General features: G+C 73.7%; 5 protein-coding genes. 1 reads left to right on the top strand and 4 read right to left on the bottom strand.

The features are described 5' to 3' along the window. Window positions 1–3 precede the first annotated feature (3 nt). Entirely contained in the window at window positions 4–2,340 is a 2,337-nt protein-coding gene (locus Sdagh_RS25745; protein ID WP_190078551.1) for an ArnT family glycosyltransferase, read from the top strand. 120 nt (window positions 2,341–2,460) lie between these two features. Here Sdagh_RS25745 and Sdagh_RS25750 read toward each other — a convergent pair whose 3' ends face one another. The 4 genes from Sdagh_RS25750 to Sdagh_RS25765 all read right to left on the bottom strand — a co-directional run bounded on the left by Sdagh_RS25750 (window position 2,461) and on the right by Sdagh_RS25765 (window position 22,405). Next, window positions 2,461–3,648 carry a cytochrome P450 gene (locus Sdagh_RS25750; protein ID WP_189424924.1) on the bottom strand — a complete coding sequence of 396 codons (1,188 nt, stop codon included), beginning with the start codon at window positions 3,646–3,648 and terminating at the stop codon, window positions 2,461–2,463. Between the two features lie 22 nt (window positions 3,649–3,670). Then, window positions 3,671–4,885 carry a cytochrome P450 gene (locus Sdagh_RS25755; RefSeq protein WP_189424926.1) on the bottom strand — a complete coding sequence of 405 codons (1,215 nt, stop codon included), beginning with the start codon at window positions 4,883–4,885 and terminating at the stop codon, window positions 3,671–3,673. Beyond that, window positions 4,882–17,691 carry a non-ribosomal peptide synthetase gene (locus Sdagh_RS25760; RefSeq protein WP_226535790.1) on the bottom strand — a complete coding sequence of 4,270 codons (12,810 nt, stop codon included), beginning with the start codon at window positions 17,689–17,691 and terminating at the stop codon, window positions 4,882–4,884. The genes Sdagh_RS25755 and Sdagh_RS25760 overlap by 4 nt, the downstream gene beginning before the upstream one ends. A gap of 175 nt (window positions 17,692–17,866) precedes the next feature. Next, window positions 17,867–22,405 carry a non-ribosomal peptide synthetase gene (locus Sdagh_RS25765; protein ID WP_226535792.1) on the bottom strand — a complete coding sequence of 1,513 codons (4,539 nt, stop codon included), beginning with the start codon at window positions 22,403–22,405 and terminating at the stop codon, window positions 17,867–17,869.

Below are 22,405 nucleotides of genomic sequence, written 5' to 3' on the forward strand. Positions count from 1 at the left end.
GATATGCCCTCGGACCTTTTGACCCTCGCTCCCGGTTCGACCGCCTTTCCCGACGATCCCGCGCCGCCGCGACGGCACCGGTTCGCGTTCTGGCGTTCGCCCCCGGACCAGCCGGGCTGGGCCCGCCCGGCCCTGCTGGCCGTCGCCGCGCTCGCCGCGCTGCTGTACACCTGGAACATCGCCGGCAGTGATCTGTCCCCCTACTATTCGGTGGCCGCGCGGAGCATGTCGGAGAGCTGGAAGGCCTTCCTGTTCACCGCCTTCGACCCCTCCTCCACCATCACCCTCGACAAGATCGGCGGCTTTCTGTGGCCGCAGGCGCTGTCGGCGCGGCTGTTCGGCTTCCACGACTGGGCGCTGACCCTGCCGCAGTGCGTCGAGGGCGTGGTCACCGTGCTCGTCCTGTACCGGCTGGTGCGGCGCTGGCAGGGGGCGGCGGCCGGGCTGGTCGCGGCGGGGCTGCTGGCCCTGACGCCGCTGGCCGCCTCCATGTTCGGGCACGCGATCCTCGACTGCTCGGTCACGATGTGCCTGGTGCTGGCGGCCGACCAGGGCCAGAAGGCGGTCCTCACGGGCCGGCTGAACCCGCTGCTGCTCTGCGGCGTGTGGATCGGGCTGGGGTTTCAGGCCAAGATGATGCAGGCGTGGCTCGTCGTCCCGGCGCTCGCCGTCGCCTACCTCGTCGCCGCCCCCCACGGGCTGCGGCGCCGGGTCGGGCACCTGCTGACGGCGGGCGGGGTGCTGCTCGCCGTGTCCCTCTCCTGGGTCGCGCTGATGACCTTCACACCGGAGGACTCCCGCCCCTACGCGGACGGTTCGACCAACAACAGCGCCTTCGCCATGGTCTTCGGCTACAACGGCTTCAACCGCTTCCACGAGGGACTGATCCCGGGGGCCGTCGGCGCGCCCTCCGGGGGCGGCGGCACGGGCGCGGCGGCGGACGGTACGGACACGGGGACGTCGGCGGGCGCGGAGGCGACGGGGGGCGCGGGGGCGGGTGCGGATACGGGTGCGGATACGGGTGCGGATACGGGTGCGGCCGAAGGCGCGGCGGCGGGCGGTACGGCCCAGGACACCTCCCAGGGGGCCGACGGCGGCACCGCCCGGGACGGTGGCGGGGCGAGCGCACCGGCGTCCGCGTCGCAGCCCCCGCAGGGCGGGTCCGCCGCGCTCGCGGTGCTGCCCGGCTCGGAGGGCTGGGGCAAGCTCCTCGGGCCGCGCTTCGCCACCCAGATCGGCTGGCTGTACCCGCTCGCGCTGATCGCCCTGGTCCTGGGCCTGGTACGGCACCGCGGGGCCGCGCGGACCGACCGGCGCCGCGCCGGCTACCTGATGTGGGGCCTGTGGCTGGTCACGGCCGCGCTGGTGCTCAGCGCGATGAGCATCCCGCACACCGCCTACGCCGCCCTGCTCGCCCCGCCCCTGGCGGCGCTGTCCGGCGCCGGTGCGGTGGCCCTGTGGCGCGTCCACCGGGCGGCCCGCGGCGGCCCTTGGGCCTGGATACTGCCCGTGGCGATTCTCGCGCAGGAGGTCTGGACGATCCGTACGGCCGCCCCGTACGCGGACTTCGCGCCCTGGCTCGTCCCCCTGGTCCTGGTGGCCTCGGTCGCCGCCTGCGCGGCCTTCGTGTACACCGCGCTGCCGCGCCCGTCGGGCCGCCGCCTGGCCCGGCGTGTCACCGCTCTCGGTCTGGTGAGCGGGTGCGTCGCGGTGATCGCCGCGCCGGCCGTCTGGTCGCTGAGCGTGCTGGACGAGCGGTACGCGGGCTCGCCGTTCGACGCCTACGCGGGGCCGCCGTTCAAGGTGCCCGGGGGCTCCGGCCCGGGCGGCAAGGGGATGCGTACGTCCAAGAACGGCGTGCTCGGCGGGGTCACGTCCACCACCTCCCAGGGCCCGGACGTACTCGCCGAGCTGAGCCCCGACCAGGAGAAACTCATCGATCACGTGCAGCAGAACAACCGGGGCGCCGCCTACGCCTTCTCCACGAACAGCTGGCAGACGGCCTCGCGCTACATCTACAACCGGGCCCTGCCCGTCCTGCCCCTGGGCGGCTTCCTGGGCGAGGCGAACGTCGTGACGCTCGCCGAGTACCAGGACCTGATCCGGGCCGGCGACCTGCGCTTCGCCCTGGTCGGCACGCACGCGGGCAGCATGAGCGGCGCCGGGGGCGGGCAGGCGAGCGAGCCGCCGCCGGACAGTTCGGTGGCGCGGATCGACCGGTGGGTGAAGTCGGCCTGCGCCGAGGTCGATCCGGCCTCCTACGGCGTGACCGCGCCGAGCGGCAAGGACGCCGAGGGCAACACGGAGACGCTCTACGACTGCGCCTCGGCCGTGCGCTGAGGACTGCTCCGCGCACGACACGGCCGTACGACAAGGCCGTACGACAAGGCCGCACGAGGAAACCGCACGCCGAAGCCGGCGCACCCCGCACGGGCCGCCGGCTTCGCCGCGCCGGGGGCCTCACCAGGCGACGGGCAGCTCCTCCACGCCGTACTGCACGGCGAACTGACGGAACCGCAGTTCCTCCACGGGCACGGCGAGCCGCAGGCCGGGGAAGCGGGACAGCAGCGCGGCGAAGCTCAGCCGGAGCTGGGCGCGGGCGAGGGCGGCGCCGACGCAGTGGTGGATGCCGTGTCCGAAGGCCACGTGGGCGGTGTCCTCGCGGGTGATGTCCAGCCGGTCCCGCGACAGGCCCCGCGGCCGGGCGCGGTTGACCGCGAGCAGGGAGCAGGTGACGACCTCCCCCTTCCTGATCTCCTGGCCGCCGACGGTCACGTCCGTCAGCGCGGTGCGCGGCGAGGCCGTGGAGACCACCGACACGTACCGCAGCAGTTCCTCCACCGCCCGCGGCAGCAGCGCCGGGTCGGCCCGCAGGGCGGCGAGCTGGTCGGGGTGCTGGAGCAGGGCGAGCAGCCCGAGGCCCAGCATCTGCGCCGAGCCCTCCAGGCCGGCCGCCAGGAACGAGGCGCAGACCCCGGCCAGTTCCGCGTCGGTGACCTCGTCGCCGTGCTCCCGGATCAGCGTGCCGAGCATGTCCTCGCCCGGGTCGGCGCGTTTCCTCGCGACGATTCCGCCCAGGTACGAGGCGAAGGCCTTCTGCGCCGCCACCCGTTTACGGGCACGCCCGCTGGAATGCGCGTCCATACGGCTGGGCGCCCGTACGTCGAGCATTCTGCCGAGCGCGGCGAGGTCGTCGCGGGGAATCCCGAGGAGGGCGCAGATGACGAGTCCCGGTACGGGCCAGCCGAAATGGCGCATGAGATCGGCCGGTGATCCCGCCGCGGCCAGCGCGTCCAGCCGTTCGGCCACGATCTGTTCGACGACCGGTTCCATTCTGCGCATGCGGCGCAGCGTGAATTCCGGCGCGATCAGTTTGCGCAGCCGGGTGTGCTCCGGGGGGTCGTAATGCAGCAGGTTCCCTTCTTCCCTGGCCCCTCGGGAAATGGCCCGTTCGAGATCGGGCGGCTTGGCGGTGAACCGGTCCGCGTCCCCCAGCACCGCCCGCGCCTCGGCGTCCCCGGTGACCAGCCAGTCCGCTCCGCCGGGGTCGGGGCAGACGGGTGTCTCGTCGCTCATCCGGCTCAGCTCGGGCAGCGGGTCCAGGATGCGGCGGCGCAGGTGCGGGGGAATGTCCGGCGGCTTCGGCATGACGGGCCTTTCTGGGCGGTGGTTACCAGGAGACGGGCAGGTTCTCGATGCCGAAGGTGGCCATCCACGGCGGGCGGAAGCGCAGTTCCTCGCGCGGTACGGCGAGCCGGAGCCCCGGGAAGCGGCGCAGCACCCCCGCGAACGCGATCCGCAGCTCCATGCGGGCCAGGGCGGCTCCCGCGCAGTAGTGGATGCCGTGCCCGAAGGCCACGTGCGTGGTGCCCTCCCGCAGGATGTCGAGGCGGTCCGGGGGCGCGCCGGGCGGCTGGGCCCGGTTGACCGCGAGGAACGAGCAGGAGACGACCTGGCCGGGCTCGATGACGTGGTCGCCGACGGTCACCTCGGTCAGGGCGGTGCGCGGCGAGGCGACCGCGACGACGGTGACGTACCGCAACAGTTCCTCGACCGCCTGGCCCATCAGTTCGGGGCGTTCGCGGAGCAGGGCGAGCTGGTCGGGGTGGTCGAGGAGGGCCAGGACGCCCAGGCCGAGCATGCCGACCATGTTCTCGATGCCGGCGGCCATGACGGAGGCGGCCAGGCCCACCAGTTCCTTGTCGGAGACGTCGGTGCCGTGGTCCTTGACGAGCATGCTCACCAGGTCGTCGCCGGGGTCGCGGCGGCGGGCGGCGACGTACCGGGCCAGATAGTTGTCGAAGGTCTTGGCGGAGGCGCGGCGGGCCTGCCAGCCCCGGTTGTCGCGCCGGCTGAGGTCGAGGTGCCGGGCGAGTTCCGCCTGGTCGTCGCGGGGGATGCCGAGCAGGGTGCAGCCGACCAGGCCGGGGATGGGCCAGGCGAAGTGCCGGACGAGGTCGGCGGGCCGTCCGGCCCGTTCCAGGACGTCCAGCCGGTCCTCGATGATCCGCTCGACCTGCGGTTCGATCCGGCGCATCCGGCGCAGGGTGAACTCCGGTGCCAGCAGCTTCCGCAGCCGGGTGTGCTCCGGCGGGTCGTACATCAGCGGGTTGCCGATCTGGGTGATCTGGCGGGACTCCTCCTCGGTGTCGGCGGGTGGCCGGGTGCTGAACCGGTCCGCGTCGCCGAGGATGGCCCGTACTTCCTCCCGGCCGGTGGCGACCCAGTCGATCAGGCCCGGTCCGGTCTCCGGCACCAGCGGTGTCTCCGTGCTCATGCGGCCGAGGCCGGGCGGCGGGTCCATGCCCTCCCTGAGGTGGTGGGGGATGATGTCCGCCGTCCGGTCGCGGTTGCGGCCCCTGAGTTCACCGGTTTCCCTGGTCATCGCTGGTCCTTCCGTGCGGGCGTCGGCGCGGTGCGGATCTTCTGGTCGAGGACGCGGCCGATGACGGGCCGGTGCGCCGGTTCGAGCATGTCCTCGTGGGCGGCGAGCACCTCGTGCGTCTCGATGTCCCCGGCGACGTACGGCCGCCAGCTCGCGACCGCCTCGGTCGCGAGGAGCGTCTCGGTCTTGCGGTCGGTGGCCACGAACACCAGCAGGTCGCCCCGGAAGACGGCCGGCCGGTGGTCCCGGATGAGACCGACGGTGTTCTTGATGACCTCCCGCATGTTCTCCAGCAGCGGCCCGCGCACCTCCATGGCCCGGCTGTCCTTCCCGGCCTGGCCCTCGCCCCAGGTCGCCCGGCCGTCGTCGGGGCCGAGCACGGACTCGTCCTCACCCGCGATCTCGCCGACGTCGCGCAGCGGGTAGGCGTCGAGCAGCGCGAGCAGTTCCACCTCCTCGCCGGCGTCCTGGAGCCGGCAGGCGATGGCCTGGGCGACCACGCCGCCGAGCGACCAGCCGAGCAGCCGGTACGGCCCGTGCGGCTGCACGCCGCGGATCTGCTCGATGTAGTCCGCGGCCATCTCGTCGATGGTCTTCGGCAGCGGTTCCGGTCCCGCGAGGCCGCGCGCCTGCACGCCGTACACCGGCAGGTCCGCCGGGAGGTACGGCAGCAGGGTGGCGTAGCTCCAGCTCAGCCCGGTGCCGTGGTGGACGCAGAACAGCGGCCGCCGGCTGCCTTCGGGGCGCAGCGGCAGCAGCACCCCGAGGTCCTCGGAGTTGCGTACGGTGCGCCGGTGCACGCCGTCGCGCAGGTGCCGGCCGGGCACGTCCGCGTGCAGGCGGAGCCGTCCGTCGGGGTCCCGGCGTGCCCACCGGCCGGTGCGGAACATCCGTTCCCCCGGCCCGCCGAAGGGGCTGGCGACGAACCGGCCACCGGTGGCTCCGGGGGCGTCGGCGTAGCCGCGGGCGAGGCCGCGGCCGGCCACGTACACCTCTCCCAGGGTGCCGGGCGGGACCGGGTGCAGGTAGTAGTCCAGGAGGTAGGTGCGGGTGTCCCCGACGGGGGTTCCGGTGTCGAGCAGCGCCGGGAGGTCCTCGCCGGGCGCGGTCCGGTGGCCGAGCCACGGTCCGGCGGTCTCCGCCGCGTCCTGGCCGCTGAGCAGGGCGGGCCGGGGGTGGCGGGCCCGCCACTCCCCCGCGCCGTTCACCGGCTCGGGTCCGTCGCCGCCCACCATGACCACCTCGGCGGCGCGTGGCCGCGGCACGGTCGGCAGCAACGCCCGTGTGGTGACCAGGCGTACGCCGGTCCCCTCGGCGGCGCCGGTGCCGGTGTCGGTGCCGGTGCCGTCCGGTGTGCCGAGGTGGACGGTGCCGCCGGCGAGCGCGGTGAGCAGCGGGAGGAGCAGTTCGGTGACGGGCATCCGGGTGTCCAGGACGGTCCGGACGGGGTCCGCCGCGCGCGCTCGTGGGTCGTCCCGTCGCCCGGTGAACGCGGCGGCCTGTTCCGCGAGCGCGCGGTGCTCGACGACGACGCCCGCGGCGGTGCCCCGGTCCGCCGCCGGTGCGGCGGGGAGGAGCAGTGCCGCGTGGGCCGGCAGGGGCGGGGCGGGCGGGGGACCCGTGGGCCCCGCCCCGGTCGCCGCGTCCTCGACGGGCAGCGCGGGGAGGCCCGCGGGGGCCGCGGCGTCGGTGACCACGGCGGCGGGCCGGGTCCCGCCCGGCAGCACGAGGGCCTCGTCCGGTGACCGCCCGTCCCCGGTGACACAGCAGGCCGCGCCCGACTTGAGCACCCCCAGCAGCGCGGTGACCAGGCGTACGCCGGCCGGCACGGCGATCGCCACGGTGTCCTCGTGGCCCACGCCCCGTGCCGCCAGCCGCCGGGCCAGGGCGTCGGCCGCCGTGTCCAGGGCGCCGAAGGTGAGGGAGGTCTCCGCGTCGGACACGGCGACCGCCTCGGGGGTCAGCGCCGCCCGCTCGGCCAGCAGCTCGGTCAGCGTGCGCCCGGGGTCACCGGTCTCGTCCCCGGTCTCGTTCCCGGCCGGCAGGGCCGCCCGCCGCTCGGCCTCGTCCAGCAGCACCTCGACCTGGCCGACCCGCAGTTCGGGATCGTCGGCGACCTGTTCCAGGACGTGCACCAGGCGGCGGGCGAGGGCGTCGGCGGTGGACGCGTCGAAGAGTTCGGCGGCGTACTCCAGGGTGCCGACGATGCCGTCCGGGTCGCCGTAGTCCCCGAAGCTCTCGGTGAGGACGATCCGCAGGTCGAACGGGGAGGCCGGCGGCGCCACCGGCAGCCGCTCGGTCGCGAGGCCGGGCAGTTCCGCGTCCTCCCACTTCTCGGCGATGTCGTCGCGTACGTCGAGCACGACCTGGAACACCGGGTGGTGTCCCGCCGACTCCGGCGGCGCCAGCAGCTCCACCAGCCGCTCGAACGGCACGTCCTGGTTCTGCTGGGCCTCCTGGTACACCTCGCGGGCCCGTTTGACCAGGCCGAGGAAGGAGGGGTTGCCGAAGGTGTCCAGGCGCAGCGCGAGCAGTCCGGCGAGCGGCCCCACCACGCCCTCCAGGCTCTCCTCGCCGTCCGGCCGGGGCAGTACGGTGCCGAGCACCAGGTCGGAGCCGGCCGCGAGACGGGTCAGCAGCAGCGCCAGCGCGGCGTGCACGGCGGTGAAGGAGGTCGCGTCGGCGGACTCGGTCGCGTCCATGAGCCGGGCGTGTGTCTCCGCCGGGACGCGCACGGGCACGGACGCGGTCCGCCAGGTGGGGGCCGGGGGCCGTTCCCGGTCGACGGGGAGGTGGGTGCGCGGCGGGGTGTCCGCCCAGGTGGCCTTCCAGTACTCCAGCTGGTCGGTGACGAGGCTGTCGGGCTTCTCCTCGCCCTTGAGGAGTTCCCGTTCCCAGACCGCGTAGTCGGCGAACTGCAGGGGCAGCGGGGCCCGTTCGGAGACGCGTCCCTCGCGCCGTGCCCCGTAGGCGGCGGCCAGGTCCCGGAGCAGCAGGTTCACCGAGGACTCGTCCGCGGCGATCGGGTGGACCACCAGGAGCAGCACGTGTTCGGTCGCCGAGAGCGCGAAGAGGTACGGCGCCCAGGGCGCCTCCCGCGTCAGGTCGAAGCCGCGCCGGACCCGGGAGCCGAGCAGCCTCGGCAGTTCCTCGGCGTCGGTGCGTACGAGGACCGGTTCGCTCACGAGGTCCCCGGCGTCCGACACCTCCTGGACGAGTCCGTCCTCCGGGGTCTCCCGGAACCGTGTGCGCAGCATCTCGTGCCGTTCGACGAGGTCTCCGAGGGCGGCGTTGAGGGCGGGCACGTCCAGGTCGCCGTCGAGCCGGAGCGCGGCGGGCAGGTTGCTGGTCGCTCCCCGGTCGCCGTGGCGCTGCGCGTGCCAGATTTGCCGCTGGCGCACGGATGCGGGGATCCGGTCGGGCCGCTGTTCCCCGGCTCGCAGCGGGGGGCGGAGTTTGGCGCCGAGGAGCCGTTCCACGCCGATCGGGGTGGAGGACCCGAAGAAGTGCCGGATGCTCAGTTCGGCGCCGAGTTCGGTGCGGATGCGTCCGGCGAGCCGCATCGCGAGGGCCGAGTTGCCGCCGAGGTCGAAGAAGTTGTCGTCGGGGCCGACCCGTTCGAGGCCGAGCACCTCGGCGAAGAGGGCGCAGAGGGTTTCCTGGAGTTCTCCTTGCGCCGCTTCGGCGGAGACGAGGTCGGCGTAGTCCGGTGCGGGCAGGGCCGACTTGTGCAGTTTGCCGTTGGGGGTGAGGGGCAGGGCGTCCAGGACCATCAGGGTGGCCGGGACCATGTATGCGGGCAGGCGCTCGGCAGCGAAGGCGCGCAGCGCGCCGGTGTCCAGTGCGCCGGCCGCGGCGGTGGGGACGGCGTAGGCGACGATCCGGGGATCGCCGGGCCGGTCCTCGCGGACGAGGACGGCGGCCTGGGCGACGTCCGGGTGGGCGGCGACGACGGACTCGACCTCGCCGAGTTCGATGCGGAAGCCGCGGATCTTGACCTGCTCGTCGGCGCGGCCCGCGAAGTGCAGCAGCCCGTCGTCCGTCCAGCGGGCCAGGTCACCGGTCCGGTACATGCGCTGCCCGGGGAGGAACGGGCAGGCCACGAACCGTTCGGCGGTGAGGTCCGGCCGGCCCAGATACCCACGGGCCAGGCCCGGCCCGGCGAGGTACACCTCACCGACCGCGCCTACCGGTGCGGGGTGCAGGAACTCGTCCAGCACGAAGACGCGCGTGTTCGTCAGCGGACGCCCGATCGCGGGCGGGGCGTCCTCGGGTGTGATGCCTTCCGCGATCTCGACGGCGGTGGTCATCACCGTCGCCTCGGTCGGCCCGTACGTGTTCCACAGCCCTGCCTGTGCGCGCCAGCGGGCGGCGAGATCGGCGGTGAGCCGCTCGGCACCCAGCACCCAGTTCCGGACACCGGGCACCGCCTGCGGGTCCAGGACGGAGAGCAACGAGGGCACGACGCTGGCGACCGTGACCCCCGAGTCGCGGATCATCTCCGCCAGCGCCTGGGCGTCCGTGCGTTCCTCGCTCGACGCGATCGCCAGCGTGCCACCCCTGGCGAGGGTCACGGCCACGTCCAGCACGGAGGCGTCGAAGCTGAACGACGCGAACTGCAAGGTCACCTCACCCGGGCCCGCGCCCAGCACCGGCCCCATCGCCGCCACCAGGTTCGAGAGCCCACCGTGCGCGACCGCCACACCCTTCGGCCGGCCCGTCGACCCCGACGTATAGATCACATACGCCAACCGCTGCGGGTCAGAGGGCACGTCCAGCGGCTCTCCGGGCCCGGCGGACCCGGCGGCGAGGGCCTCACCGGCGTCCGCCAGCCACGCCTCGTCGATCACCGGGGCGGCTTCGCTGGAGGCGACCATGAACGCGAGCCGGTCCGCCGGATACTCCGGGTCCAGCGGCACGTAGGCCGCCCCGGCCTTCCACACCGCCACAATCGCCACGACCATGTCGACACCCCGCGCGAGCCTCAGACCCACCCGCGACTCCACGCCGACGCCGCGCTCCCGCAGCGATCGCGCCAGCCGATTCGCCCGCGCGTCCAGCTCCGCGTACGACAGTTCCACGGACCCGCACCGCACCGCCGCACTCTCCGGTGTCCGCGCCGCCCACTGGGCGACCAGCTCCGGTACGAGGGCCGGGTCGACCGGACGCCCGGTGGCGTTCCACTCCTCGGTCACCCGCGCCCGCTCGTCGGCGTCGAGCACGTCGATCTCGCTCAGCCGCACCTGCGGGTCGGCGGCGATCTGCTCCAGCACCCGCACCAGCCGGTCACCGAGCGACCGTACCGTCGACGCGTCGAACAGATCCGCCGCGTACAGGATGCCGCCGCCCAGACCACCCGGCGCGCCATCGGCCCCCCGCCGCTCCGCCAGGGAGAAGGAGAGGTCGAAGCGGGCCGGGGGTTCGGCGATCGGGGGCAGCGGTGTCACGCGGAGACCGGGCAGATCCCATGCGGCCTCGGGCACGTTCTGCAAGGCCAGCATCACCTGGAACAACGGGTTGCGCGACAGCGACCGCGCCGGGTTCAGCTCCTCCACCAACCGCTCGAACGGCACGTCCTGATGCGCGTACGCCGCCAGATCCGTCTCCCGCACCCGCCGCAGCACCTCGGCGAACGACGGATCACCCGACAGATCCGCCCGCAGCACCAACGTGTTCACGAAGAACCCGGACAACCCCTCCAACCGAGCGTCACCACGCCCCGCGATCCCCGTCCCCACCGGGATGTCCGACCCCGCGCCCATCCGCGACAGCACCACCGACACCGCGGCGTGCACCAGCATGAACATCGTCGCCCGGCCGCGTCCGGCGACCTCGACCAGCCGCGCGTGCGTCCGCGCGTCGACCTCGACGTCGACCGTGCCGCTGCGGAAGGACGGCTCGGCGGTGCGCGGCCGGTCCACCGGCAGCCGCAGCTCCGGCGGCGAGTCGGCCAACGCGCGCCGCCAGTAGTCCAGCTGGGCACTGATCAGACTCTCCGGGTCCTCCGGATCACCGAGCGTCTCCCGCTGCCACAACGCGTAATCCGCGTACTGCACCGGCAACGGCTCCCACTCCGGCACCCGCCCCGCACACCGCGCCCCGTACGCCACCCGCAGATCACGCGCCAACACCCCCATCGACCAGCCGTCCGACGCGATGTGATGCACCACCAGCAGCAGCACCGCCTCACCCGGAGCCGTCGTCAACAACGCCGTCCGCCACGGAAGGTCCGTGCTCAGATCGAAGCCGCGGGCGCACAGGTCGTCCAGGGTGGCGTGGAGGTGCTCGGGGTCGGTGTTCCTGAGGATGAGTTCGGGGTGGGCGGCCGGCCCGGTCAGCACGTCCTGCCGGGGCTTGCCCTCGTGGGAGGGGAACACCGTGCGCAGGCTCTCGTGCCGGTCCGCGAGATCCCCGAGCGCCGCCGCCAGCGCCGCCCGGTCCAGGTCGCCGGTGAGCCGCAGCGCGAGCGGCAGGTTGTACGCGCCCGCCGCGTCCGAGTCCGTCCCGTCCATGCGGTTCAGGAACCACATCCGCTGCTGCCCGAAGGAGAGCGGCACCTCCTCCGGCCTGGGCCGGGGGCGGAGAGCCACGGGCCGACCTCCGACGGACGCGCCCGTGCCGGCCGCCGCTTCGGATTCGGCGGCTTCGGTATCGGCTTCGGCTTGGACCACGGCTCGTGCGAGGCCCGCGACGGTCGGTGCGGCGAAGAGGTCCCGGATGCTCAGGTCCGCGTCGAACACCGTACGGACCCGGGCGACGAGCCGCATGCCGAGCAGGGAGTCACCGCCCGACGCGAAGAAGTCGTCGTCCACGCCGACGTGTTCCGTGCCCAGCACCTCGGCGAAGAGGCCGCACAGGACTTCCTCGACCGGGGACGAGGGGGCCCGGCCCGGACCGCGTACGACCTCGGGGGCCGGGAGCGCGGACCGGTCGATCTTCCCGTTGGGGGTGAGGGGGAGTTCACCGAGGAGCATGACGGTGGTGGGAACCATGTACTCGGGCAGCCGCTCGGCGGCGAAGGCCCGGATGGACGCCGGGTCCCCCTGGGACACGGCGTAGGCGACAAGACGGTCGTCGCGGACGAGGACGGCCGCCTGCGTGACGTCCGGGTGGGCGGCGACGACGGACTCGACCTCGCCGAGTTCGATGCGGAAGCCGCGGATCTTGACCTGGTCGTCGGCGCGGCCCGCGAAGTGCAGCAGCCCGTCGTCCGTCCAGCGGGCCAGGTCACCGGTGCGGTACATGCGCTGCCCGGGGAGGAACGGGCAGGCCACGAACCGTTCGGCGGTGAGGTCCGGCCGGCCCAGGTATCCACGGGCCAGGCCCGGCCCGGCGAGGTACACCTCACCGACCGCGCCCACCGGTGCGGGGTGCAGGAACTCGTCCAGCACGAAGACGCGCGTGTTCGTCAGCGGACGCCCGATCGCGGGCGGGGCGTCCTCGGGTGTGATGCCTTCCGCGATCTCGACGGCGGTGGTCATCACCGTTGCCTCGGTCGGCCCGTACGTGTTCCACACACCCGCCTGCGCACGCCAGCGGGCGGCGAGATCGGCGTTGAGCCGCTCGGCACCCAGCACCCAGTTCCGTACACCGGAGACCGCCTGCGGGTCCAGGACACCGAGCAGGGACGGCACCACACTGGCGACCGTGACCCCGGCGTCGCGGACCATCTCCGCCAGCGCCTGGGCGTCCGTGCGCTCCTCGCTCGACGCGATCGCCAGCGTGCCACCGGCGGCCAGAGTGACCGCCACATCCAGCACCGAGGCGTCGAAGCTGAAGGAGGCGAACTGCAGGGTCACCTCACCCGGCCCCGCGCCCAGCACCGGCCCCATCGCCGCCACCAGATTCACCAGCCCACCGTGCGCGACCGCCACACCCTTCGGCCGACCCGTCGACCCCGACGTATAGATCACATACGCCAACTGATCGGAACCGACCTCGACACCGAGGGGAGCGTCCGACTGAGCCGCGACGGCCGCATCCGCCAGCCACGCCTCGTCGATCACCAGCACCGCACCACTGTCCGCCGCCATGAACGCGAGCCGCTCCGCCGGATACTCCGGGTCCAACGGCACATACGCCGCCCCCGCCTTCCAGACACCCAGGACCGCCACGACCATGTCGACACCCCGCGGAAGCCTCAGACCCACCCGCGACTCCACACCGACGCCGCACCCCCGCAACAACCGCCCCAACCGGTTCGCCCGCGCATCCAGCTCCACGTACGACAACTCGACGGACCCGCACCGCAGGGCCGGTGCGTCCGGGGTCAGGACGACCCGGTTGTCGAACAGCTCCAGCCATGAACCGGCCGCCTTGGGGCGTGTCTCGCCGTTCCACTCCGTGAGCACCCGCGCCCGCTCGTCGGCGTCGAGCACGTCGATCTCGCTCAGCCGCACCTGCGGGTCGGCGGCGATCTGTTCCAGCACCCGCACCAGCCGGTCACCGAGCGACCGTACTGTCGACGCGTCGAACAGATCCGCCGCGTACAGGATGCCGCCGCCCAGACCACCCGGCGCGCCATCGGCCCCCCGCCGCTCCGCCAGGGAGAAGGAGAGGTCGAAGCGGGCGGGCAGCTCCGTCACCGGTGGCAGGGGCGCGACCCGTAGTCCGGGCAGGTCCCATGCGGCCTCGGGCACGTTCTGCAAGGCCAGCATCACCTGGAACAACGGGTTGCGCGACAGCGACCGCGCCGGGTTCAGCTCCTCCACCAACCGCTCGAACGGCACGTCCTGATGCGCGTACGCCGCCAGATCCGTCTCCCGCACCCGCCGCAGCACCTCGGCGAACGACGGATCACCCGACAGATCCGCCCGCAGCACCAACGTGTTCACGAAGAACCCGGACAACCCCTCCAACTGAGCGTCACCACGCCCCGCGATCCCCGTCCCCACCGGGATGTCCGACCCCGCGCCCATCCGCGACAGCACCACCGACACCGCGGCGTGCACCAGCATGAACATCGTCGCCCGGCCGCGGGCCGCCAGGGCCACCAGGCGGGCGTGGGTGTCGGCGTCCACCTCCACCGGGACGCTGCCGCCCCGGAAGGACGGTTCGGCGGGGCGGGGCCGGTCCACCGGCAGCCGCAGCTCCGGTGGCGAGTCGGCCAACGCGCGCCGCCAGTAGTCAAGCTGGGCACTGATCAGACTTTCCGGGTCCTCCGGATCACCGAGCGTCTCCCGCTGCCACAACGCGTAATCCGCGTACTGCACCGGCAACGGCTCCCACTCCGGCACCCGCCCCGCACACCGCGCCCCGTACGCCACCCGCAGATCACGCGCCAACACCCCCATCGACCAGCCGTCCGACGCGATGTGATGCACCACCAGCAGCAGCACCGCCTCACCCGGAGCCGTCGTCAGCAACACCGTCCGCCACGGAAGGTCCGTGCTCAGATCGAAGGGGTGGTGCGACCGCCGGGCGAGTTCGTCGGGCAGCCCGGCCGTATCGGTCTCGGTCACCGTCAGCGGGGGCCGGGCGGCCGGGCCGGACAGCACCCGCTGCCACGGTTCGCCGTCCGTGTCGGGGAACACCGTGCGCAGGCTCTCGTGCCGGTCCGCGAGATCCCCGAGCGCCGCCGCCAGCGCCGCCCGGTCCAGGTCGCCGGTGAGCCGCAGCGCGAGGGGCAGGTTGTACGCGCCCGCCGCGTCCGCGCCGGTGCCGGTGGCCATCCGGTTCAGGAACCACATGCGCCGCTGGGCGTACGACAGCGGTACGCGGTCGGGTCGTACGGCTGGGCGCAGGGGTGCCCGTGAACCGGCGCTCGCGTCGGCCAGTGTCCGGGCCAGGCCGGCCGCCGACGGGGTGGCGAACAGGTCGCGGACGCTGAGGTCCGCGTCGAGCACCGCGCGGATGCGGGCGGTGAGCCGCATGCCGAGGAGGGAGTCGCCGCCCGATTCGAAGAAGCTGTCGTCGGGTCCGACCCGTTCCCGGCCCAGCACGTCCGCGAAGAGGCCGCACAGGATCTCCTCGACCGGCGTGGCGGGCGCCCGTCCGGTGCCCCCGGCGGCCTCCACGGTGGGCAGGGCGGCCTTGTCGACCTTGCCGTTGACCGTCAGGGGCAGCCGGTCGAGGACCGTCACCACCGCCGGGACCAGGTAGGACGGGAGGCGGGTGGCGGCGTACGCGCGTACGGCGGCCGGGTCCGGAGGGCCGTCCCCGGCGACCACGTAGGCCAGCAGCCGCTGGTCGCGGACGACGACGGCGGCCTGGGCCACGTCCGGGTGCGCGGCGACGACGGACTCCACCTCACCGGGTTCCACCCGGAAGCCGCGGATCTTGACCTGGTCGTCGGCGCGGCCCGCGAAGTGCAGCAGCCCGTCGTCCGACCAGCGGGCCAGGTCACCGGTGCGGTACATGCGCTGCCCGGGGAGGAACGGGCAGGCCACGAACCGCTCCGCCGTCAGGTCCGGCCGGCCCGTGTAACCGCGGGCCAGACCGGGGCCCGTGAGGTACGCCTCGCCCACCGCGCCGGGGGCGACGGGACGCAGGAAGGCGTCCAGGACGTACACGCCGGTGTGGGCGAGGGGGCGGCCGATGGGCGGCGGGGCGTCCTCCGGGTGGAGGTCCGGGGCGAGGGCGACGGCCGTGCTGATCACGGTGGCCTCGGTCGGGCCGTAGGTGTTCCAGACTCCCGCCCGCGCGCGCCAGCGTGCCGCCAGGTCGGCGGTGAGCCGCTCGGCGCCCAGCACCCAGTTCCGTACACCCGGGACGGACTCGGGGTCGAGGACGGAGAGCAGCGACGGCACCACGCTGGCCACGGTGACCCCGGCGTCGCGGATCAGCCGGGCCAGCGCCTCGGGGTCGGTGCGTTCCGCTTCGGTGGCGATCGTCAGCGTCCCGCCCGCGGCGAGGGTCACGGCCACGTCCAGGACGGCCGCGTCGAAGCTGAACGACGCGAACTGGAGACTCACCTCCCCCTCGGCGGCGCCGAGGACGGGACGCATCGCGTCCGCCAGGGCGGCCACCCCGCGGTGCGCGACCGCGACGCCCTTCGGCCGGCCGGTGGAGCCGGAGGTGTAGATGACGTACGCCAGCCCGTCGGGGTCGGGGGTGACGTCGGGCGGCGTGTCCGGCTCGGCGGTGACGGTCCCGGCCGCGGCGGTCAGCGTCTCGTCGTCGAGGGTCAGTGCCGCCCCGCTGTCCCGGGTCATGAACGCCAGCCGGTCCGCCGGGTGCTCCGGGTCCAGCGGCACGTACGCGGCCCCGGCCTTCCACACCCCGAGGATCGCCACGATCATGTCCGCCCCGCGGGACAGCCGCAGCCCGACCCGTGTCTCCGCGCCGACGCCGCGTCCGCGCAGGTACCAGGCCAGCCGGTTCGCCCGCCGGTCCAGTTCCGCGTACGACAGTTCCACGGTCCCGCACCGCACCGCCGGTACGTCCGGGGTCCGTGCCGCGCGGGCCGCGAACAGGCCGGGCACCGTCGCCACGGCGGCCGGGACGCCGGTGTCGTTCCACTCCCGGGTCACCCGCGCCCGCTCGTCCGCGGCCAGCAGGTCGACGTCCCGTACGCGCCTCAGCGGGTCCGCCGCGATCTGTTCCAGCACCCGTACCAGCCGGGCCAGCACCGACCCGGCGGCGTCCTCGTCGAACAGGTCCCGCTGGTGGTCGAGTTTGAGGTGCATCCGCTCGTCGGGGACGACGACCAGGGCGAGCGGGTAGTGGGAGGCGTCCTTGACCTCCCTGGTCCGCCGGATCTCGATGGCGCCGGCCGCGCGGTCCGGCTCCTCCTCGGGAGGGCTGGGGTAGTTCTCGTACACCACGATCGTGTCGAAGACGGCGCCGGGCCCGGCCAGTCGCTGTACCTCGGGGAGTCCTAGGTGCTGGTGCGGCATCAGCGCGGACTGCCGTGCCTGGAGGTCGGTGAGGAGCCGGGCCACCGTGAGCGTGCCGTCCAGCCGGACCCGTACGGGGAGCGTGTTCATGAACAGGCCGACCATGGACTCCACACCGGGCAGGTCCGCGGGCCGGCCGGCGGCGGTCGCCCCGAAGACCACGTCGGTCCGGCCGGAGAGCTGGGCCAGGACCAGCGCCCAGGCGCCCTGGAGCACGGTGTTGAGGGTGACGCCCTGGCCACGGGCCACCCCCGCGAGGTCCCGGCTCAGCGCGGCGGACAGCTCGGTGATCACATGCGCCGTCTCGCCGGACCGGCGGCCCGGGTCGGCGGGGGCCACCAGCGTCGGCTGTTCGGCGCCGGCCAGTTCGGCACGCCAGGCGGCCCGTGCGGCGGGCTTGTCCTGGCGTGCCAGCCAGGCCAGGTACTCCCGGTAGGAGGCGGTGCGGGGCAGGACGCGCGCGTCACCGCCCGCTGCGTAGACGGCGGTGAGTTCGCCGAACAGGACGGGCAGGGACCAGCCGTCCATGAGCAGGTGGTGGCTGGTGAGCACGAGCCGGTGCCGGTCCGGCGCGACCCGGATGAGCAGCAGCCGCAGCAGCGGCGGGACGGCCGGGTCGAAACGCCGGTCCATCTCCGCCGCGCAGAGCCGGCCGATCTCGGCGTCGGCCTCGGCCTCGGGTAGCGCGCTGACGTCCGCCCGCTGCCAGGGCAGGGTCACCTCACGGGCGATGACCTGCACGGACTCACCGGAAGCGCGCCTGCGGAAACCGGCCCGCAGCGCGGCGTGGCGGGTCAGCAGCGCCTCCCACGACGCGCGCAGCACATCCGCGTCGAGCGGACCGAGCACGTCAAGGCAGCGCTGGCCCTGGTACACGTCGGTGCCCCGGCCGTCGAAGGACGCGTGAAAGAGCAGTCCCTCCTGAAGGGGCGACAAAGGCCATACGTCCTCGACACGAGCTCGGGCCATCGGAGTGTCTCCTCACCGTTACCTGGGTGGTGCCGTTAACACGTCTTCGTCGTTCCATGCGGTGTGCGGCGTGCGGTGTGCGGTGTGCGGTGTGCGGCGTGCTGTGCGCTGTGCGCTGTGCGCTGTGTGTCGTCTGCTGTGCGCTGTGTGTCTGTGGTGCGGGGGGGGCGTCGGATCAGGCGGGGTCGTCGGCGAACTCGGCTTCGAGGTCGTCGACTTCGCCCTGGGCGAGGGTGAGGAGGGGGAAGTCGGAGGGGGTGTGGCCGCCGGCGCCGGGGTCGGCGTCGGTGTGCGCGGCGAGTCCGGCCAGCATCTCCCGCCAGAGTTCACCGAGCCGCTCGGCGTCCTCGACGAGCGTGCCCGGCCAGGCCAGCGAGATCGTCAGCTCCGGGCCTGTCGGAGTGTCCTCGACCACGGCCACGGCCTCCAGCGCGTGCCGGGCCGGTGTGTCCGGGGCGACCGCGCCGCCCAGCCCCGATCCGTCGACCGGTTCCCAGGCGCCGGACGGACCGTCCGCCCGGCCGGCGGGGAACCGGCCCAGGTAGTTGAAGCCGAGCTGCGGGACGGGCGACCGCGCCAGCACCGGGCCGGTCTCGGGGTTGAGGTGCCGCAGCAGCTCGTATCCGAGACCGTCTCCCGGAACGGCCTGCGCCTGTTCCTTCACCGTCTTCAGCAGCGCGCCGGCCGCCGGACCCCCGGTACGTACCCGGCCCAGTCCTACGGCCCCGAGCCGCAGCCGCACCGGATGGGTGCTGGCGAACCAGCCCACCGTCCGCGACAGATCCACGCCCTCGATCGTGGCCTCCCGTCCGTGCCCCTCCACGTCGACGAGCAGCCCCGTGCCGGCGTGCTCCGGCCGCCACACACCCACCGCCCCCGCCAACGCCGCCAGCAGCACCTCATGCACCCCGCAGTGAAACGCCGCAGGGGTACGCGTCACCAGCGTCTCGGCCTGAGCCGCCGGTACGCGCCAGTGCCGGCGCACGGTGGACGCCTCGGTGTCCCGGGCCGGGTCGAGGGGACGCCGGCCCAGCAGGGGGCCGGGGGTGGCCAGGATGCGCGTCCACGCATCGAGTTCCGCCCCACGCCGCTCGCTGACAGCCTCCTCCGCCAACAACTGCGACCAGCGGCGGAAGGACGTACCCACCACGTCGAGGACAGGGGACCGGCCTGCGAGCACCGCCTCACAGGCCGCACGCAGGTCGGGCAGCAGAACACGCCACGACACCCCGTCCACAACCAGGTGATGCGCCACCAGCACGATCCTGCCCGGCACTCCCGGTCCCGCATCCACCCACACCACCTGCACCATCACACCGGCCACCGGATCCAACCGGCCCACAGCCGCCCGCGCCGCCACCCCCACAACCTGCTCCAGCCCGCCCTGGCCCTGGCCGGCCGCATCCACCCGCGACACCAACCCCGACCCGTCCACCGACCCACGCGCCCCCACCACGAACCGGTCCTCACCGGCCACCAGACGAGCCCGCAACATGTCATGCGCGTCCACCACCGCCGACAACCCCGCCGACAACACCTCCACACCGAGCCGCGGCGGAGCCTTGACCACCATCCACTGCGCGAACCCCGGCCGCAGCGCCGCCTCCCCCACCGCCTTCATCACCGGCGTGAACGCCACCTCACCGGTACCCACATCGCGTATACCTTGTGCGGTCGCTTCGACGGGCTCGACCACGCCCGCCAGCCGTGCCGGGGTCCGCTCCTCGAACACCTGCCGGGGCGAGAGCACCCACCCCGCACGCCGCGCCCGCGACGCCAACTGCATCGACATGATCGAATCCCCGCCCAGCACGAAGAAATCGTCATCGACACCCACCCCTTCCGCGCCCAGCACCTCGGTGAAGAGACCGCAGAGCACCGTCTCGACCGGGGTGGAGGGTGCCCGGCCCGCACCATGCTCCCTCTCGGGGGCCGGGAGCGCGGACCGGTCGATCTTCCCGTTGGGGGTGAGGGGGAGTTCGCCGAGGAGCATGACGGTGGTGGGGACCATGTACTCGGGCAGCCGCTCGGCGGCGAAGGCCCGGATGGACGCCGGGTCACCCTGGGACACGGCGTAGGCGACAAGACGGTCGTCGCGGACGAGGACGGCCGCCTGCGTGACGTCCGGGTGCGCGGCGACGACGGACTCCACCTCACCGAGTTCGATCCGGAAGCCGCGGACCTTGACCTGGTCATCCGCGCGGCCCGCGAAGTGCAGCAGCCCGTCGTCCGACCAACGGGCCAGATCACCGGTCCGGTACATGCGCTGCCCGGGGAGGAACGGGCAGGCCACGAACCGCTCCGCCGTCAGGTCCGGCCGGCCCAGATACCCACGAGCCAGACCCGGCCCCGCCAGATAGACCTCACCCACCATGTCCGGTGCCACGGGGCGCAGGAAACCGTCCAGCACGAAGACGCGCGTGTTCGTCAGCGGACGCCCGATCGCCGGCGGGGCGTCCTCGGGTGTGATGCCTTCCGCGATCTCGACGGCCGTGGCCATCACCGTCGCCTCCGTCGGCCCGTACGTGTTCCACACACCCGCCTGCGCACGCCAGCGGGCGGCGAGATCGGCGCTGAGCCGCTCGGCACCCAGCACCCAGTTCCGTACACCGGACACCGCCTGCGGGTCCAGGACGGAGAGCAACGACGGCACCACACTGGCCACGGTGACCCCGGCCTCACGGACCATCTCCGCCAACGCCTGGCCGTCCGTACGCTCCTCGCCCGACGCGATCGCCAGCGTGCCACCGGCGGCCAGAGTGACCGCCACATCCAGCACCGAGGCGTCGAAGCTGAAGGAGGCGAACTGCAAGGTCACCTCACCCGGGCCCGCGCCCAGCACCGGCCCCATCGCCGCCACCAGATTCACCAGCCCACCGTGCGCGACCGCCACACCCTTCGGCCGGCCCGTCGACCCCGACGTATAGATCACATACGCCAGCTGATCGGAACCGACCGCGACACCGAGGGGAGCGTCCGACTGAGCCGCGACGGCCGCATCCGCCAGCCACGCCTCGTCGATCACCAGCGCCGCACCACTGTCCGCCGCCATGAACGCGAGCCGCTCCGCCGGATACTCCGGGTCCAACGGCACATACGCCGCCCCCGCCTTCCACACCGCCACAATCGCCACGACCACGTCGACACCCCGCGGAAGCCTCAGACCCACCCGCGACTCCACACCGACGCCGCACTCCCGCAGCAACCGCCCCAACCGGTTCGCCCGCGCATCCAACTCCGCGTACGACAACTCGACGGACCCACACCGCACCGCCACAGCCTCCGGCGTCCGCGCCGCCCACTCGGCGACCAGCTCCACCACCGTCGCAGAGCCGACCGGCTCCTCCCTGGCGTTCCACTCCGTGAGCACCCGCGCCCGCTCATCGGCGTCCAGGACGTCGATCTCACCGAGGCGTACGCGTGGGTCGGCCGCGATCTGTTCCAGTACGCGGGCCAGGCGGTGGCCGATGCGGTCGGCCTGGCGGGCGTCGAAGAGGTCGGGGCGGTAGGCCACCTCGATGCGGAGGCGGTCGTGCGGGGTGACGCCCACGGTCAGCGGGTAATTGGTCGCCTGCTGGGTGGCGCCGCCGGAGATGGTGTACGTCTCGGGGCGTTCGGGCTTCTCGGGGGCCCGGGGGAAGCTCTCGTAGACCACGAGGGTGTCGAAGCCCGCGCCGGGGCCGGCCACCCGCTGGATCTCCGCGAGGCCGAGGTGCTGGTGGGGCAGCAGCGCGGTCTGGCGGCGCTGGAGCGCGGTGAGCATGTCCAGTACCGCTTGCTCCGGCCGGAGCGGGACCCGTACGGGGAGGGTGTTGATGAGGAGGCCGACCATGGTCTCCGCCCCCGGCAGTTCCGGCGGGCGGCCCGCCACCGTCGCTCCGAACACCACGTCGTCACGTCGGGTGAGACGCGCGAGGACCAGCGCCCACGCGCCCTGGACCACGGTGTTGACGGTGAGGCCGTGTTCCCGGGCCAGGCCGGTGAGGGTGGCGGTGGCCGTCTCGGACAGTTCCAGGGTGTGTTCGCGGGGCAGCGCGGCGGCGCGCCGCCGGCCCTCGGCGGCGACCAGGGTCGGCTCGTCCGTACCCGCCATCTCCCGTTGCCAGGCGGCGCGTGCCTCGTCCTTGTCCTGGCGGCTCAGCCAGGCCAGGTAGTCCCGGTACGCGGCGGCGGGCGGGAGGGCGCGGGCGGTGCCGCCGGCCGCGTAGATCCGGGCCAGTTCGTCGAGCAGGACGGGCATCGACCAGCCGTCCAGGAGCAAGTGGTGGGTGGTCATGACGAGCTGGTGGTGGGTGTCGGTGAGCCGGATCAGGAGGAGCCGGAGCAGGGGCGCGACGGACACGTCCAACCGGTGGGCACGCTCCTGTGCGGCCAGCCGCGCGGCTTCGGCCGTCCTCCCGTCCTCGGCCAGGTCCGAGAGGTCGGTCGTCTGCCAGGGCAGGTCCGCCTGGTGGGCGATGAGCTGGACCGGCGTGCCGGACTTGCGTTGGTGGAAGCTGGCGCGCAGGGCCGCGTGCCGGTTCAGCAGGGCCTGCCAGGAGTCCCGGAAGCGGTCGGGGTCCAGGGGGCCGTCGATGGAGATGACGGTCTGGAGGGCGTAGACGTCCGGACCGCCGGCGTCGAAGGAGGTGTGGAAGAGCAGCCCTTCCTGGAGCGGTGACAGGGGCCAGACCTCGGCGAGGGCCGCCGCTTTGACCGGACTCGGCTTCTTCAC

The sequence above is a fragment of the Streptomyces daghestanicus genome, assembly GCF_020521275.1.
GTDB classification, from domain to species: Bacteria; Actinomycetota; Actinomycetes; order Streptomycetales; family Streptomycetaceae; genus Streptomyces; species Streptomyces griseoviridis.

What these genes read in the sequence shown, in the direction of transcription:
- Sdagh_RS25745 (WP_190078551.1), top strand. Translation starts at nt 4, where the DNA reads ATGCCCTCGGACCTTTTGACCCTCGCTCCCGGTTCGACCGCCTTTCCC.
- Sdagh_RS25750 (WP_189424924.1), bottom strand. Translation starts at nt 3,648, where the DNA reads ATGCCGAAGCCGCCGGACATTCCCCCGCACCTGCGCCGCCGCATCCTG.
- Sdagh_RS25755 (WP_189424926.1), bottom strand. Translation starts at nt 4,885, where the DNA reads ATGACCAGGGAAACCGGTGAACTCAGGGGCCGCAACCGCGACCGGACG.
- Sdagh_RS25760 (WP_226535790.1), bottom strand. Translation starts at nt 17,691, where the DNA reads ATGGCCCGAGCTCGTGTCGAGGACGTATGGCCTTTGTCGCCCCTTCAG.